The 13,735-nt window shown below is 73.2% G+C and carries 14 protein-coding genes; 7 read left to right on the forward strand and 7 right to left on the reverse strand.

The genetic code is table 11. The features are described 5' to 3' along the window. Nucleotides 1-147: 147 nt before the first annotated feature. Nucleotides 148-1,590, forward strand: coding sequence for an NADP-dependent phosphogluconate dehydrogenase (gene gndA, locus ACIQ8J_RS21520; RefSeq protein WP_403275502.1), 1,443 nt, complete (start codon nt 148-150; stop codon nt 1,588-1,590). Between the two features lie 638 nt (nt 1,591-2,228). Here the strand turns inward: gndA and ACIQ8J_RS21525 are convergent. The 3 genes from ACIQ8J_RS21525 to panD all read right to left on the reverse strand — a co-directional run bounded on the left by ACIQ8J_RS21525 (nt 2,229) and on the right by panD (nt 3,724). Further along, nucleotides 2,229-2,864: an aspartate/glutamate racemase family protein gene (locus ACIQ8J_RS21525; RefSeq protein WP_403275503.1), complete on the reverse strand. Its 636-nt coding sequence runs from the start codon at nt 2,862-2,864 to the stop codon at nt 2,229-2,231. Continuing rightward, nucleotides 2,861-3,199 carry a GNAT family N-acetyltransferase gene (locus tag ACIQ8J_RS21530; protein WP_403275504.1) on the reverse strand — a complete coding sequence of 113 codons (339 nt, stop codon included), beginning with the start codon at nt 3,197-3,199 and terminating at the stop codon, nt 2,861-2,863. The genes ACIQ8J_RS21525 and ACIQ8J_RS21530 overlap by 4 nt, the downstream gene beginning before the upstream one ends. A gap of 93 nt (nt 3,200-3,292) precedes the next feature. Continuing rightward, nucleotides 3,293-3,724, reverse strand: a complete 432-nt coding sequence (gene panD / locus ACIQ8J_RS21535; RefSeq protein ID WP_403275506.1) for an aspartate 1-decarboxylase — start codon at nt 3,722-3,724, stop codon at nt 3,293-3,295. A 579-nt stretch (nt 3,725-4,303) separates the two neighbouring features. Between panD and ACIQ8J_RS21540 the strand changes: the two genes are divergently transcribed. Next, complete coding sequence (locus tag ACIQ8J_RS21540) at nt 4,304-4,831, forward strand: universal stress protein (protein ID WP_403275507.1); 528 nt, start codon at nt 4,304-4,306, stop codon at nt 4,829-4,831. A gap of 52 nt (nt 4,832-4,883) precedes the next feature. Here the strand turns inward: ACIQ8J_RS21540 and ACIQ8J_RS21545 are convergent, their stop codons facing one another. Further along, complete coding sequence (locus ACIQ8J_RS21545) at nt 4,884-6,701, reverse strand: APC family permease (RefSeq protein ID WP_403275510.1); 1,818 nt, start codon at nt 6,699-6,701, stop codon at nt 4,884-4,886. A gap of 360 nt (nt 6,702-7,061) precedes the next feature. On the opposite strand from ACIQ8J_RS21545, the gene ACIQ8J_RS21550 reads away from it, so the two are divergent. Together ACIQ8J_RS21550 and ACIQ8J_RS21555 are read left to right on the forward strand one after the other, a co-directional pair. Further along, complete coding sequence (locus tag ACIQ8J_RS21550; protein WP_403607915.1) at nt 7,062-8,579, forward strand: hypothetical protein; 1,518 nt, start codon at nt 7,062-7,064, stop codon at nt 8,577-8,579. 187 nt (nt 8,580-8,766) lie between these two features. Beyond that, nucleotides 8,767-9,525, forward strand: a complete 759-nt coding sequence (locus ACIQ8J_RS21555) for a LuxR family transcriptional regulator (RefSeq protein WP_403275513.1) — start codon at nt 8,767-8,769, stop codon at nt 9,523-9,525. A gap of 55 nt (nt 9,526-9,580) precedes the next feature. Here the strand turns inward: ACIQ8J_RS21555 and ACIQ8J_RS21560 are convergent, their stop codons facing one another. The 3 genes from ACIQ8J_RS21560 to ACIQ8J_RS21570 form a co-directional block, all read right to left on the reverse strand. Beyond that, nucleotides 9,581-10,111, reverse strand: a complete 531-nt coding sequence (locus tag ACIQ8J_RS21560) for a DoxX family protein (protein ID WP_403275514.1) — start codon at nt 10,109-10,111, stop codon at nt 9,581-9,583. Between the two features lie 142 nt (nt 10,112-10,253). Next, nucleotides 10,254-11,195: a M56 family metallopeptidase gene (locus ACIQ8J_RS21565; RefSeq protein ID WP_403275515.1), complete on the reverse strand. Its 942-nt coding sequence runs from the start codon at nt 11,193-11,195 to the stop codon at nt 10,254-10,256. Then, entirely contained in the window at nt 11,192-11,587 is a 396-nt protein-coding gene (locus ACIQ8J_RS21570; RefSeq protein ID WP_403275516.1) for a BlaI/MecI/CopY family transcriptional regulator, read from the reverse strand. The genes ACIQ8J_RS21565 and ACIQ8J_RS21570 overlap by 4 nt, the downstream gene beginning before the upstream one ends. A gap of 123 nt (nt 11,588-11,710) precedes the next feature. Between ACIQ8J_RS21570 and ACIQ8J_RS21575 the strand changes: the two genes are divergently transcribed. The 3 genes from ACIQ8J_RS21575 to ACIQ8J_RS21585 are packed head-to-tail and all read left to right on the forward strand — an operon-like array spanning nt 11,711 to nt 13,643. After that, complete coding sequence (locus ACIQ8J_RS21575; protein WP_403275518.1) at nt 11,711-12,385, forward strand: DedA family protein; 675 nt, start codon at nt 11,711-11,713, stop codon at nt 12,383-12,385. After that, on the forward strand, nt 12,385-12,966 hold the full coding sequence (locus ACIQ8J_RS21580; protein WP_403275519.1) for a phosphatase PAP2 family protein: 582 nt from the start codon (nt 12,385-12,387) through the stop codon (nt 12,964-12,966). Before ACIQ8J_RS21575 ends, ACIQ8J_RS21580 begins: the two co-directional genes overlap by 1 nt. Next, nucleotides 12,963-13,643: a phosphatase PAP2 family protein gene (locus ACIQ8J_RS21585; protein WP_403275520.1), complete on the forward strand. Its 681-nt coding sequence runs from the start codon at nt 12,963-12,965 to the stop codon at nt 13,641-13,643. Before ACIQ8J_RS21580 ends, ACIQ8J_RS21585 begins: the two co-directional genes overlap by 4 nt. Nucleotides 13,644-13,735: the final 92 nt, after the last annotated feature.

Here is a 13,735-nt window from a genome sequence, read left to right on the forward strand (position 1 = left end):
GACCCTCCGAGCGGACGGGTCCTTCGGCCCGGCGGGTCGGGACTCCCGAGGCACGCCGTGACGTTGAGTGTTACGTACTGTGTGCGGGTAGTGCGCGCCGCGGCGCACGCACATGCCCCGCGAACCCGAGGATCCAGGAGCAGACACATGAGTGGAACAGCCCAGATCGGCGTCACCGGACTCGCGGTCATGGGACGCAATCTCGCCCGGAACTTCGCGCGCAACGGCCTCACCGTCGCCGTCCACAACCGGACGGCCGCCAAGACCCGTGCGCTGGTCGAGGAGTTCGGCGCCGAGGGCACGTTCGTGGCGGCGGAGTCGGCCGAGGACTTCGTGGCCGCCCTTGAGCGCCCGCGCCGACTGGTCGTCATGGTCAAGGCGGGCGAACCGACGGACGCGGTGATCCAGGAGTTCGCGGCGCTTCTCGAACCGGGCGACGTCATCATCGACGGCGGCAACGCGCACTTCGAGGACACCCGCCGGCGCGAACGCGAACTGCGCGAGCGGGGCATCCACTTCGTGGGCGCCGGCATCTCGGGCGGCGAGGAGGGCGCGCTGCACGGGCCGAGCATCATGCCGGGCGGCTCGGCCGAGTCGTACGAATCGCTGGGACCGCTGCTTGCGCGGATCGCCGCGAAGGCCCCGGACGGCACGCCGTGCGTCACCCACGTCGGCCCCGACGGCGCGGGTCACTTCGTGAAGATGGTGCACAACGGCATCGAGTACGCCGACATGCAGCTGATCGCGGAGGCGTACCACCTGCTGCGCGCGGTCGCGGGCTACTCCCCCGCGCAGATCGCCGAGACGTTCAAGCAGTGGAACACCGGGCGCCTCGACTCGTACCTGATCGAGATCACGGCGGAGGTGCTGGCCCATGTCGACGCGGCGACCGGCAAGCCGTTCATCGATGTGGTCGAGGACCGGGCGGAGCAGAAGGGCACCGGCCGTTGGACGGTGCAGATCGCACTCGACCTGGGCGTCCCGGTGTCGGGCATCGCCGAGGCGGTGTTCGCCCGTTCGCTGTCGGGCCACGCCGAGCTGCGCGAGGCGGCCCGCACACTGACCGGGCCGACGGCCGCCCCGCTGAGCCCGGCCGAGGCGACCGCCTTCGCCGCACAGGTGGAGCAGGCGCTGTACGCCTCGAAGATCGTCTCGTACACGCAGGGCTTCCACCAGATCCAGGCGGGCAGCGAGACGTACGACTGGAACGTGGACCCGGGCACGGTCGCGGCGATCTGGCGCGCGGGCTGCATCATCCGGGCCGCGTTCCTCGACCGGATCCGGGGCGCCTACGACGCACAGCCCGAGCTGCCGAGCCTGCTCTCGGACAAGCGGTTCGCCGACGAGATCGGGGCGGCACAGGACGACTGGCGCGCGGTGATCGTGGCGGCGGCCCGGCAGGGCGTGCCGGTGCCCGGCTTCTCGGCGGCACTCGCGTACTACGACGCGCTGCGCGCCGAGCGCCTCCCGGCGGCGCTCACGCAGGGCCAGCGCGACTTCTTCGGCGCGCACACCTATCGGCGGACCGACCGGGCGGGCTCGTTCCACACGCTGTGGGGCGGGGACCGGTCCGAGGTGAGCACCGGCTGATCAACGGGTCCGGGCCTTTTCAGGTGGCCGGCTCGGGCCGCGTCGGGTACGGCGCGGGGTCCGGGCCGGGCGGCTGGGGCACCGGGTCCGGCAGATCGGGGTCGGGCCCCGGCTTGGGCGGCACGGGGTCCGGACCGGGGGTGGGGGGCTCGGGATCGGGCCCCGGCCCCGGTCTCGGCGGACCGGGCAACGGGCCAGGCTCGGGATCGGGAAGCGGAGAGGGCCACGGAGGGGCGGGCTCCGGGTGCGGGACGGACAGGGCGGGGGTGACCGGGCCGGGCTGGGGGTTGGTCGTGGCGGGGCCCGCGTGCGGACCGCCTACGGCGGGGCTGGCGGGGCCCTGGTGCAGGGCGTTCGCGGCGGGCGCCGCATGCGGATCGCTAACGGCGGGGCCCGGGTGGAGGGCGTTCACGGCAGGGCCCGCATGCGGATCGTTCATGGTCGGCCTCCTGGGGTCTCCGTTCAGCTTCACCTGTGCGCGTGCCCGGCGCCCGCCGGTTCAACCCGTCCGGGTCTGCGCGCCGCCGGCGCCTGGCCGGATCGGGGCGCCGTGACGGTGGCCATCAGGGGCGCGCCTCGCTGCCGGATGGGCCGACTTACAACACCGGCCCCGCAAGGCCCCGCCCCCACCGGACGGCTCAGGCACCCACCGCGGCGGCCGCCGCCCGCAGCCCCGGGCGGGGGCTGGACAGCACTGGGACCGAGGCCGTCGTCCGGGTGGCGGCGGCGGTCATCGAGGCCTGGGCCAGGACGACGACGTCGACGTCCGTCAGGGCGTCCAGCGCCTCGGCGATCACCGCCACGTACGTTTCGGGGTCGCCCGATTCGAAGTGCGCCCAGGCGTTTTCCGCGAGGACCGTGCGCAGGGCGACGGGCCGGTCACCGGCCTCCTCGCGGATCAGCGCCACCGTCGGCTCCAGGGTGGACGCCACGGTCGCCACCACGGCGATCCGGGGCCCCTGCGCGACGGCGGCTGCGGCCATCGGCCGGTCGACGCGGAGTACCGGGACACCGAGCGACGCCGATGCCTCCTCGGCGACCGCGCCGATCGTGGAGCACGTGCACAGAACCGCGTCCGCTCCCGCGGCCACCGCCCCGGCGAGTACGGTCCGGACGGCATCGGCCACGGCCTGCGGCCCCAACTCCCGTGCCCTGCTGAGCAGTTGCTCATGCACCAGGTGGCGCAGTTCGAGGCCCGGGGCGTCCTCGTCGCGCAGGGCGTCGAAGACCGGGATGTGGGCCGGTGAGGTGTGCAGCAGCGCGAGAGTGGTCACCACAGCTCCGGGTTCGCGGCGAGTTGGGCCTGGGCGGCCTCGATCAGTTCGGCCGGGGCGGCGGGCGCCTCGTCCGGGTGGCGTTCCGCCCACTTCGCGGCGTACGGGCAGAGCGGCACGACCGGCACGCCCTCGCGCGCGGCCATGGCGTAGAACTCCCGCACCAGGGCGCCCGCCAGGCCCTTGCCCGCGTGCGCGTCCTCCACGACGGTGTGCACCGCCACGAGCGCGGGCGACCGGCCGTCGAGCGTGAAGTAGGAGATGCGACCGGCCACTTCACCGCCGTCGGACACTTCGAGCAGCCCTCTGGCGCGGTCGTCTCGGATCTCTGCCATGGTGCGGGGTCCTCTCCGGTGGCGGCGGCCGGCCGTTCAGAGCCTGTGCCCAAGCTCCGACCGCGGGCGGCGTGCGGGTTCGGCCACAGCCTCTCAGCTCTGCGGGGCGGGAATCCGGGCGTGCGGGCTGCGCTGCTGGTCGCTGCCGGGTACCGGCGCCGAGGCGTCGGTACCGAGCTCCACGATCCGGTTGTCGGCGTCCACGTGCACCACGCTGGGCCGCAGCGTACGGGCCTCGGCATCGTCGACCTGGGCGTAGCTGATGAGGATCACCAGGTCGCCGGGGTGCACGAGGTGGGCGGCGGCTCCGTTGATGCCGATGACGCCGGAGCCCCGCTCGCCTTCGATGACGTACGTCTCCAGGCGGTTGCCGTTGTCGATGTCGACGATGTGCACCAGCTCACCGGGGAGCAGGTCGGCCGCCTCCATCAGCTCGGCGTCGACGGTGACCGAGCCCACGTAGTGGAGGTCGGCCTGGGTCACGGTGGCGCGGTGGATCTTGGACTTGAACATGGTGCGCAGCATCGAGGCACTCCCGGATCTATGCTCCCTGCCTGCTTTCGCGCAGGTCAAGTGCGGTTTCCTTACTTTACAACGAGTCGCATCGGCGGCCAGATCTCCCCAGGTGCCAAGGACTGACGCCGACCGTTCGCCGACCAGCCTACGCAACCGCCTTCCGTCGCCCCCAGGTGATCCACGGGAATCCGTTCCGGCTCGGCGGACCGGCGTCCGTCCGAGCAATCCGCGGGGTCCAGGCGATCCGCACGGTGAAGCGGTGATGGGGCTCCTCGGTCGGGGCTCGCTGAGGACGAGGTCGACGGTGATGTCGCGGACGCCCGCGGGAGGCCCCGGCCACCACCTCGGGCAGGGGCGGGCTGACGGTGTAGTGGAAGGTGACGCCGCCGTGCCCGACGACCAGGCCGTCGTCACCCGGCCCCGGCTGCACGTCCGCGGCAGCCGGCGGAGTGCTGCTGTGCAGCGCGTCAGGGGAGCGTCATGGAGTCCTCACCACGCGTCAGGGAAGTGCCAACACGGTGAGGATTCCGCACTCTTCGGCGTTTTCATGGGTGCCGGCACCTGTTGTACGGCGAGGAGCGGGGACGGATGGACGGAGCCGACGGCCCGCGTGTTGTGGCCGGAGTCAGCGGATCGCTGGGGAGCCTCACCGCGCTTCACCGCGCGGCGGCCGAAGCCCGGCGTACCGGAGCTGAACTGTGGGCCGTGCTGGCCTGGGAACCGCCCGGCGGTGAGATGGGGCAGCGCAACGCGGGCTGCCCGGAACTCCTTGCCCAATGCCGTCGGCTTGCGGGCGAGCGGCTGCTCCAAGCCTTGGACACCGCTTTCGGCAGCACCGGGCCCGGGGTGCCGATGGCGGGCCTGGTCGTTCTGGGTACCCCGGGCGCCGCCCTGCTGGAAGCGGCCTGCCGCCCCGGCGACCTGCTGGTGGTCGGGGCCGGGCCCCGGGGGCGGCTGCGTCGTGCCCTGCGGCCGTCGGTCGCCCGCTACTGCCTCGCGCACGCCACGTGCCCCGTACTGGCGGTGCCCCCCTCTCCCTTGCAGGACGAGATCGATGCCCTCCAGCGCCGGATCACCTGGCGAATGCCCCTTGACGCCCGCGAGTTGGCCGAGTGAGCGGTGCGGGCCGTGCTCGTCGTGACGCGCCGCCGGCCGGGCCTGCGGCCCGTTACAGGCTCAGCCGGTACGGCACGATGCAGACGACGACATCCGTTCGCACTCTCAGCGCCGTGGCCAGCAGGATGCCGCGCTGGTTCTGCAGGATCTGATAGCGGCGGTGGCGCGGCTCCACCTCGGGGATGAGAACGGCGATCTGCCGTCCTCCTTCCGCCGCTTCCAGGACGTAGTCGACGATGGGCTGCACCAGGGAGCGGTGCGGACTGTCGATGACCTCCAGCCGGACACCCGGGTTCCAGCGGGCCCAACTCTCCCGCAGCGCACGGACCTTGTCGGGATCACTGTGCACGGCGACCGCGACGACCTCGCGGCCGAGGGTGCCGGCGGCCGTCAGCGCGTACTGGGTGAGCTTGCTGACCTCGCCGACCGGCACGATGACCAGGGAATCGGTGTGCCGCACGGGCGGCGGCGGGATCTCGCCGAGTCCGAGTTCTACCCCAACTGCCGTGTAGTAGCGCTGAATTCGGGCGAAGAGCAGCATGAGCAACGGCACGGTGGCGACCACCACCCAGGCGCCTTCGAGGAACTTGGTGGCCAGCAGGACGATCGCCGCGACCGTGGTGAGTACCGCGCCGACACCGTTGAGCAGTGCGCGCGGCAGCCAGCCGGGCGGCCGCTGACCTGCCCAGTGCCGCACGAGCCCGATCTGGCTGATCGTGAATCCGATGAAGACGCCGATCGCGAACAGCGGGATCATCCGGTGCGTATCGGCGTTCACGGCGATCAGGAGCAGCGCCGCGAGCAGGGCGAGGGCCACCACTCCCCAGCGGTAGACGGGCCGCTCCGCGCGCAGCCCGAAGAGGTGGGGCAGCCGGTGGTCGCGGGCCAGCAGGCTCATCAGGACGGGCAGCCCGCCGAAGCTGGTGTTGGCGGCGAAGGCGAGGGCGAGCGTGACGATGAGGTTGGTCGCGTAGTACAGCCAGCCCGTTCCGTACGAGCCCGCGGTCAGCTGGGCGAGGACGGTCACGCCACCGCGGGGGGCCACATGGTCGCGGCGGATCAGCACCGCGAGACCGATCAGCATCAGCCCGAGAAGCGCTCCCAGCATGAGTTCGGTGCGCTGTGCGCGTTTGACCCGCGGCGTACGGAAGGCGGGCACTCCGTTGGCGATGGCCTCCACGCCGGTCAGTGCGGAACAGCCGGAGGAGAACGCCTTCAGGAGCAGCAGCACCCCCAACGCCTCGGTGGCATGCACGGGTTGGGCGCTGCCGACGACGGCTGCGGGGTGCGAGCGCAGCAGACCGAGGACGATGATGCCGAGGATGCTCACGATGAACAGGACGGTGGGCAGCATGAGCACCCGGGCGCTCTCGGCCACTCCGCGCAGGTTCACGGCCGTGAGGAGGGCGAGCCCGATGAGGCAGACGGCGAGCAGGTGCTGCCCCAGGGCGGGGAACGCCGAGGCGAGGCTCGCCGCACCGGCGGCCAGGCTCACGGTCACGGTGAGGACGTAGTCGACGACGAGACTGGCGGCCGCGAGCAGGCTCGTCCTGGGCCCGAGGTCCTTCTTGGCCACCGCATAGGCACCCCCGCCGTCCGGGTGCACGGCGATCACCTGCCCGTACGAGACGACGAGGACCGCCAGTAGCGCGGCGATGACGAGGGTCACCGGCAGCGTGGCGGTCAGCGCCCCGGTCCCGGCGGCGACCAGGACCAGAACGATCGCCTCCGGTCCGTAGGCGACCGAGCTCAGCGCGTCGAGGGACAGCGCGGCGAGCCCCTCGATACTGGTGAGGCGGTACTTGTCGCCCTCCCCGTGTCGCAGCGGAACCCTGGGCCGCAGCTCGCGCCGGGCCAGTCCGTACGCCATGGCAACCTCGCGGGGCAGAGGGCGGATGCTGTCCCGGCACAGTGTGCCGGGCCGACCGCGGCGCAGGCCGTCAAGGACGCGCCAAGGCGGCGCGCACATGGTGCAGAAATCCGTCCGTGCCCCGGGCGGAGGGTCCGCGGAGCGTTAGCAGATCCTTGATCCTCCTCCCATGCTTTCGATCTTGCGCCTGGTGGAACGCGGGGTGAAGGATCCAAGCGTTGGTTCGTGAGGTGTGCGGGACTTGGTCGGGAGGGCAGCGTGCACGGACGGGACGCTCGGGGCGAGTTGTCGCAGCGGGTCGCGAAGGCGCCTGCTCCGGTCCGGCCGGCCGGACCGGCTGCCCGTCCGGGCGGCGCCGGCATGTCGCGGTCCGAGGTGCTGGCGCTGCAGCGGACCGCGGGGAACGCCGCCGTCGCGGCGGCGCTCCGGTCGGCGTCCGTCAGCGTGCAACGGGAGGCCGAGGACGCCGAGGTCACGACGGGCCGGGTCAAGGACACGCTCGACGCGACCGCTCAGGGCGTCGGCACGACGACCGCCATGACCGTCGGGGATCAGTTCATCGACCCCACCTTCAGCACGCCCGCCTCGTACGCCGGAGGCATGGCCGGTCCCTTCGGCTCGGGCATCGCGGCGGGCGCCGGGCTCGTCACCGGCATCGGGGCGATGCGGGACGGCCGGCGCGGCAAGGACGCGCACGAGGCGGGCAGCGCGCCGCACCGGGAGGCCGTCCGCGGTCTCGGCAGCGCTCGCGCGGACGTCGGCCAGAGCGCCTCCGGCCTGGTGGGCAACATGCTCAACGGGGCCGGTGGAGCGATGAACTTCGCCGGACAGAGCCCCGCGGTGTACAACGCGGTCCTCTCGGCCGGCGGAGCGGCGGCGCTGCCCGCTTCACTGGTGCAGACCGGACGGTACGCCCGTAAGGCCGCGAAGGCGCAGGCCCGGGTGGTGGCCCTGCGCGCGCTCATGGCCTCGGAGGCGGCGGAGCCGAAGAAGGCGCTGGCGGCCGCGGACCAGGAAGTCGAGGCCTGCCGCGAGCTGGTGAACGCGGTGGAGGAGCTGTTCAAGATCAAGAGTGATAGGTACCAGGACCATCTTCAGGAGATCGGCCGCTCCCCCTTGGACCGGCCCCTGGGAACGGACCTGGACATCCTGACGCAGGTGAAGATGGAGGTCCATGGACTGGAGCGGAAGCTCCAGGAAGCCGACCTCGGTCTCCTGGAGGCCTTGGCGAAGCAGAAGGAGCGCGAGGACGCCCGGGACGCCATGGACCGGGCGCTCGGTGAGGCTGCCGCGGAGGTCAGACAGCATCGGGCGGGCGCACCCAAGGAGATCTCACTGCGCATGATCCAGGCGTACGCGGTACGGAAGAACGAGCGCGGCCGGATCAAGAAGATCATCGCGGCCGCGGGCGGGGCCCTGGGGTCGGCTGGTGCCGTCGCGGCCCTCGTCGCCTCGATCGCCGTCGCGGCGGGAGCGGCCGCCGGTGCGAGCGCCCTCCTGGCGACTCCGGTCGGCTGGGCACTCGCCGGCACGGCCTCCGCGGCGGGCCTGGGCCTCGCCGCGTACAAGTTGTGGAAGTACTTCGCCAAGCGCTGGGAGCAGACGGCCGAGCCCGACGCCGACGGCAACCCCACTCGTCCCCTTCTCGAACGGTTCGGCAAGACCCTCGCCTTCTGGAAGAAGGCGGGACCGGGCAAGCGCGAGGAATACGCCTCCGCGCTCTACACCATGGCCAAGGGCGGGCAGGACGCGGACTCCGTCCGTACGGAGGAAGCACGCAAGACCGTCGCGGCTCTCGGGCTCGACTGGGAGGGACTCAAGATGAACGACGAGCCGGAGAGCGCCAGGAAGCTCATCGCCGCGAAACTCGCTTCGTGACACACGCCGTGACGAGGCGTCCCCGTCCGGTCGACTCCACCCGCCGCACCGCCTGACTCAACCGCTCGCTCTGCCGGCGCACGCAGGCGGTCGCGACTGAACCAGGATCGCGCAGGCCATCGATTCCGCGGGATCCCACATCGGTCCCTCAAGGACGTACATCACCTCGCGAGCCGCCGCGGCCTGCGTGGCACGACTGGCCGAGTTACGCCTGGTCGTCCCCTTGGCCTCGGAAGCCGGGGTGGGCTACGCGGTCGTTCCCAGGACCGCGATCTCCGAACTCACCGCACCGGCCACGGCCCGGATCCACCGCGACGAGGTACGGGAAGCCCTCAACCAGGCCGCGGACAAGTGCCGCAGCGAGGTGCCGGCCGGCCAGCCCGGTGGCAGCCGCGTACCCGAGGCCATGCAGGAGGCCCTGGGCCGCGACAAGCAGTTGCTCAGCCGCGGCGTCAGCATGCGCACGCTCTACCACCACACCGCGCGCTTCAACACCCCGAGTCAGGCGTACGTCGAGGCGACTTCGCGCCTGGGCGGACAGTATCGAACGTGCCACGAACTCTTCGGCCGTCTCATCGTCTTCGACCGCGAACCGGCCTTCATCCCCGCCAGCGACTTCTCCTGGGGCGCGGTGGCGATCCGTCAGGAATGGCTCGTCGCCTGCCTCTGCGAGATCTTAGAACAGGCTTGGGCCCACGGCCGGCCGTTCACGGCCGCCACCGACGAGGGGCTCGAACGGGTCGCCCAGGAACTCGACCGCACCATCGTGGAGCTCCTCGCCGCCGGCCTCAAGGACGAGACCGTCGCCCGACGCCTGGGGCTGTCCCTGCGCACCGCTCGCCGGCACATCGCCGACATCATTGCAGCAGCTCAGCGCCGAGAGCCGATTCCAGGCCGGGGTCGCGGCGGCACGGTCCGGTCTGGTGCCCGACTGACGTGGTGGTGAGCCGGGGTTGGATGCCGGGCGTCCGGAGCGCAGGCAGCCAGGCCCGGCGGCCGCCTCAGTCGAAGGTCTCCACCTGGGCCTGGGCCTGTTCCCTGGCTCGTCGGCCGACCACCGCCGCGGCCGCCACGGCGCTGCCGAGGAAGGCCATGGCGACGGTCCAGGGCTGGTCGACCACGTGGTCCGTGGCGTGGTCGAGGGAGTAGCGGCCCGCGCCGGTGAGGCCGATCGCGGCGGCGGTGAAGCCGAGGAACGCCGGGTATTCGAAGCCGCCGCCCTGGCTGAAGAATCCGGCCGGTGCGTGCACGGCGACCGCACCCGCCATGGCGCCGGCCGCCGCGGCTCCGGCGGCCGGGGTGGCGAGGCCCACGGCCAGCAGGGCGCCGCCGCCCATCTCGCCGAGCCCGGCCGCGATCGCGCTCTGCTTGCCGGGGCGGAAGCCCATGTGTTCCATGGCGGCGGAGGTGCTTTCGAGCCCGCCGCCGCCGAAGCAGCCGAACAGTTTCTGGGCACCGTGCGCCATCAGTACCGCGCCGGTGCCGGCCCGCAGGACGAGCAGCCCGAGGTCACGTCGGCTGAGGCAGGTCATGGCGTCTCCCGGAGCGTGCGGCGATGGGCTCGGGACCCACTCTCCGGGGCGCACGGCGCCGACCCTCAGTGTTGCTGGGCCGTACGGGTCACGAGCCCGCGCCCGCCCGGCGCGGCCCCCGCCACTATCCGCCGGGCACCCGTCAGCGGCCGCTCTCGCCCTGGGCGGTCTCGATGCCGCCGTGCAGATCGGCGGCGGCCTCGATCGCCGAGGCGGCCGAGACGCACAGGCAGCTCAGCACGACGGCCGCTATCAGCCGGGCGCCGCGCGAGCGGGGCAGCCGCGCCGCGGGGCGGCGGTCGAGGAGTGCTGCGACCCTGCGCGGCACCGGTCCGGCCGCCGCGGCCAGCACCGCGCGCGGGCGGGCCGGGCCCGGGGCGGCGGCGCGGGAGGCGAGGGCGGCACGGCCGATGGCGCGCGCGGCGAGCTTGCGGTCGCCCACGGCTCCGGCCGCGTACTCGTCGGCGGACCGCTCCAGGGCGTACGCGAGAGGGTCGCGCAGCGCACGCAGCGCGGGGTGGCAGTGCGCGGCGAGTTCGGCGGCGGCCAAGAACAGGTGGTGGCGGCCGGCGAGGTGGGCCCGCTCGTGGGCGAACAGGGCTTCCCGCTCGGCGGGTTCGAGGGCGCGCAGCATTCCGGTGGTGACGACGATCCGGCCCGGCCTGCCGGGCAGCGCGTACGCGTCGGGGCTCGGGTCGCGCAGTACGGCGAGCTCGCCGGTGCCGGGCCTCAACCGGCGCCGGGCGGCGCGCAGTTCGCCCAACTGACGGCGGGCGGTGCGGACCAGCGCGGTCCCCGACACGGCGAACAGCCCGGCCGCGGCGGCCGCGGCCGGGAAGGCGAGCCAGGCCGGGAGCGCGTCCATCGGGGCCACCAGGTGCTCCAGCGAGGCGAAGAAGGGCAGCCGCAGCGCCCCGGCCAGCGCGAGCAGGCCCAGGGCCGCGGTCGAGCAGGCGGCGAGGCCGGTGGCCGCGACGGCGAGCAGCCAGGCGGCCGGCCGGGGTGGCAACGCCTCGGCGAGCCGGCGCGCCGCGGGCACGGCGAGGAACGGCACGAGGAGCGGGATCCAGACGGAGAAGATCATCGCCCGTCGCCTCCGGAGTCCTCCAGGAGGGAGCGCAGCAGCCGCTCGTCCTCGTCACTGAGCTGGGAGACGAACCGGGCCAGCACCGTGGAGCGGTCCTCCTCCTTCGCCAGCTCGGTGTGCATGCGGCGGGCGGTGAGCCCCGGCGCGTCCTCGGTGGGCGTGTACGCGTAGCCCCGCCCGGCGCGCTGGCGGGTGACCGCGCCCTTCTCGTACAGCCGGGTGAGGATCGTCGTCACCGTGGTGCGGGCCAGATGGCCGCCGAGCTCGGACTGGACCTCGCCGGGGGTGAGCGGCGCGTCGGCGGCCCACAGCGCGGCCAGGACACCGCCCTCCAGCCCGCCCGCCGGCCGTCGTGCGTCCGCGTGCTCGGCCTCTCCCATGGCGGTCATGGAACGCTCCTCCCGCTTCGTTCGTCTACAGTGCTGTAGACCGTCTACATCACTGTAGTCATCAGGGCCGCGCGCATCCGCAGGACGAACGGCCCGACCACCATTATGGGAGGGCCCACTGACATGGCTGTCGCACCCCTGTTCGCAGCCGCGGCTCCGCAGGCCGTGAACGTTCTCGACGCCGGGTCGCTGCTGGCCACGTTCGGCGCGCTCGGCATCGCCGTGGTGCTCTTCGCCGAGACCGGTCTGCTCGTCGGCTTCTTCCTGCCGGGCGACTCGCTGCTCTTCACCGCGGGCCTGCTGTGCGTGCCCGGCGGCAACGGGCCGGTGCAGCTCTCGCTGCCGCAGGTCCTGATCGCCTCGGTGGCCGGCGCCCTCGTCGGCGCCCAGGCCGGCTACTGGATCGGCCGCCGCGGCGGCCGCACCCTGCTCGCCCGCAGCAAGTCCCGCAAGCTGCACGAGGGCGCGGCCCGCGCCGAGGAGCTGCTCGGCAAGTACGGCCACGCGAAGGCGATCGTGCTGGCCCGCTTCGTGCCGATCGTCCGTACGGTGCTCAACCCGCTCGCGGGCGCCCTCGGCGTACCGGCCCGGGTGTTCGCCCTCTGGCAGATCGTCGGCGGCCTGGTGTGGGCCTGCGCGCTGGTCCTCGGCGGCTACGCGCTCGGCTCGTCCGTGCCGAACATCGACCACTATCTGCTGCCGCTCGTCGCGCTGGTCGTGGCGGTCTCTCTCATTCCGGTCGCGCTGGAAGTCCTGCGCGCCCGCCGCGCCCGTACGGCCTCCGAGGACGCCCGCTGATGCACTTCGACGACGGGCTGTACACCTGGATCACCGACCTGGCGCACCGCGCGCCGGGGCCGCTGGACACGCTGATCTCGGTCTGGTCGGACTACGGGCTCGCGCTGTTCGCGGTACTGATGGTCGCCTCCTGGTGGCGGGCCCGCCCGCTCGGCAGTGCCCGCACCGCCATGGCGCTGACCGCTCCGCTCATCGTGGTCGCGGCCTATGTCATCAACGACCTCTTCAAGATGGCCGTCCACGAGCAGCGCCCCTGTCAGACCCTGCACACGGTGACCGTCGAGGCCTGTCCGCCGCTCGGCGACTGGTCGTTCCCCAGCAACCACGCGGCGATCGCCGCCGCCGCGGCCGTCGCGATCCTCCTCACCGACCGCAAGCTGGGCGCGATCGCGGTTCCCGCCGCGATCCTGATGGGCGCCTCGCGGGTGTGGATCGGGGCGCACTACCCGCACGACGTGGTGATCGGCCTGCTGGTCGGTGCGGCCATCGCCGCCGTCCTGGCACCCGCGGCCCGCCGCGCAGCGCCCCTCGCGGAACGGCTCGGCGACACCCGGCTGCGGCCGCTGGTGACCACTCGATGACGAAGGCCCGGCGCACGGGCACGGCGGCCGGCGTGCTGCTACTCCTCCTCGTGCTGCTCACGGCACTGGTCGCCGTGCGGCACGGGGCGCCGCTGCCCGGCGACCTGGCCCTGCACCGCTGGCCCCTCGACCACCGCCCGCCGGTCGCCGTGGCCACCGCCCGCGCCGTCACGGCGACCGGCACCGGGGTCCTCCCCTACGTCCTGGCCGTCGTCGCGGGCCTGATAGCGGGATCCGGCCGCCGACAGCGCTGGTACGCGGTGGCCGGGGCCCTCGCGGTGCTCGCCCTCGGCCAGGCTGTGCGGTACGGCCTGATGGCGCTCGTCGCCCGGCCGCGCCCGGCCGCCGTCGACTGGGCGACCACCGCTTCCGGCCACTCCTTCCCCTCGGGGCACGCCACCACGGGCGCGCTCACCGCCGCACTGCTCGCCTGGGCGGTGCTGACCCGGTCCCGCGCCACGGCCGCCCGCGTCACGGTCGCCCTGCTGCTGCTCTGGGCGGCGGCCGTCGGCCTGTCCCGGATCTATCTCGGCGTGCACTGGGCGAGCGACGTGCTGGGCGGGTGGCTTTTCGCCTCGCTCTGGCTCTGCCTCGCGGCCCTGGCCACCGCTCCTCTCGTACGTACGCACATCTCCGGCCCCGAGACCCTGGCCGAACCGCCCGCTCCGCTGGCCTGACGGAGATCCGGCCTGCCCGGGTCCACGGCCTGCAACCACCTTGCCCGGCAAGGTGGTTGGCCGGGTCCCGTCCTGACCTCCTTGTGGGCGGC

The sequence above is a fragment of the Streptomyces sp. NPDC094147 genome (assembly GCF_044764265.1).
Taxonomy (GTDB): Bacteria; Actinomycetota; Actinomycetes; order Streptomycetales; family Streptomycetaceae; genus Streptomyces.

What these genes read in the sequence shown, in the direction of transcription:
- ACIQ8J_RS21530 (WP_403275504.1), bottom strand. Translation starts at nt 3,199, where the DNA reads ATGGCAGAGATCCGAGACGACCGCGCCAGAGGGCTGCTCGAAGTGTCC.
- ACIQ8J_RS21575 (WP_403275518.1), top strand. Translation starts at nt 11,711, where the DNA reads ATGGCTGTCGCACCCCTGTTCGCAGCCGCGGCTCCGCAGGCCGTGAAC.
- ACIQ8J_RS21585 (WP_403275520.1), top strand. Translation starts at nt 12,963, where the DNA reads ATGACGAAGGCCCGGCGCACGGGCACGGCGGCCGGCGTGCTGCTACTC.
- ACIQ8J_RS21545 (WP_403275510.1), bottom strand. Translation starts at nt 6,701, where the DNA reads ATGGCGTACGGACTGGCCCGGCGCGAGCTGCGGCCCAGGGTTCCGCTG.
- ACIQ8J_RS21565 (WP_403275515.1), bottom strand. Translation starts at nt 11,195, where the DNA reads ATGATCTTCTCCGTCTGGATCCCGCTCCTCGTGCCGTTCCTCGCCGTG.
- ACIQ8J_RS21550 (WP_403607915.1), top strand. Translation starts at nt 7,062, where the DNA reads ATGTCGCGGTCCGAGGTGCTGGCGCTGCAGCGGACCGCGGGGAACGCC.
- gndA (WP_403275502.1), top strand. Translation starts at nt 148, where the DNA reads ATGAGTGGAACAGCCCAGATCGGCGTCACCGGACTCGCGGTCATGGGA.
- ACIQ8J_RS21560 (WP_403275514.1), bottom strand. Translation starts at nt 10,111, where the DNA reads ATGACCTGCCTCAGCCGACGTGACCTCGGGCTGCTCGTCCTGCGGGCC.
- ACIQ8J_RS21540 (WP_403275507.1), top strand. Translation starts at nt 4,304, where the DNA reads ATGGACGGAGCCGACGGCCCGCGTGTTGTGGCCGGAGTCAGCGGATCG.
- panD (WP_403275506.1), bottom strand. Translation starts at nt 3,724, where the DNA reads ATGCTGCGCACCATGTTCAAGTCCAAGATCCACCGCGCCACCGTGACC.
- ACIQ8J_RS21580 (WP_403275519.1), top strand. Translation starts at nt 12,385, where the DNA reads ATGCACTTCGACGACGGGCTGTACACCTGGATCACCGACCTGGCGCAC.
- ACIQ8J_RS21570 (WP_403275516.1), bottom strand. Translation starts at nt 11,587, where the DNA reads ATGACCGCCATGGGAGAGGCCGAGCACGCGGACGCACGACGGCCGGCG.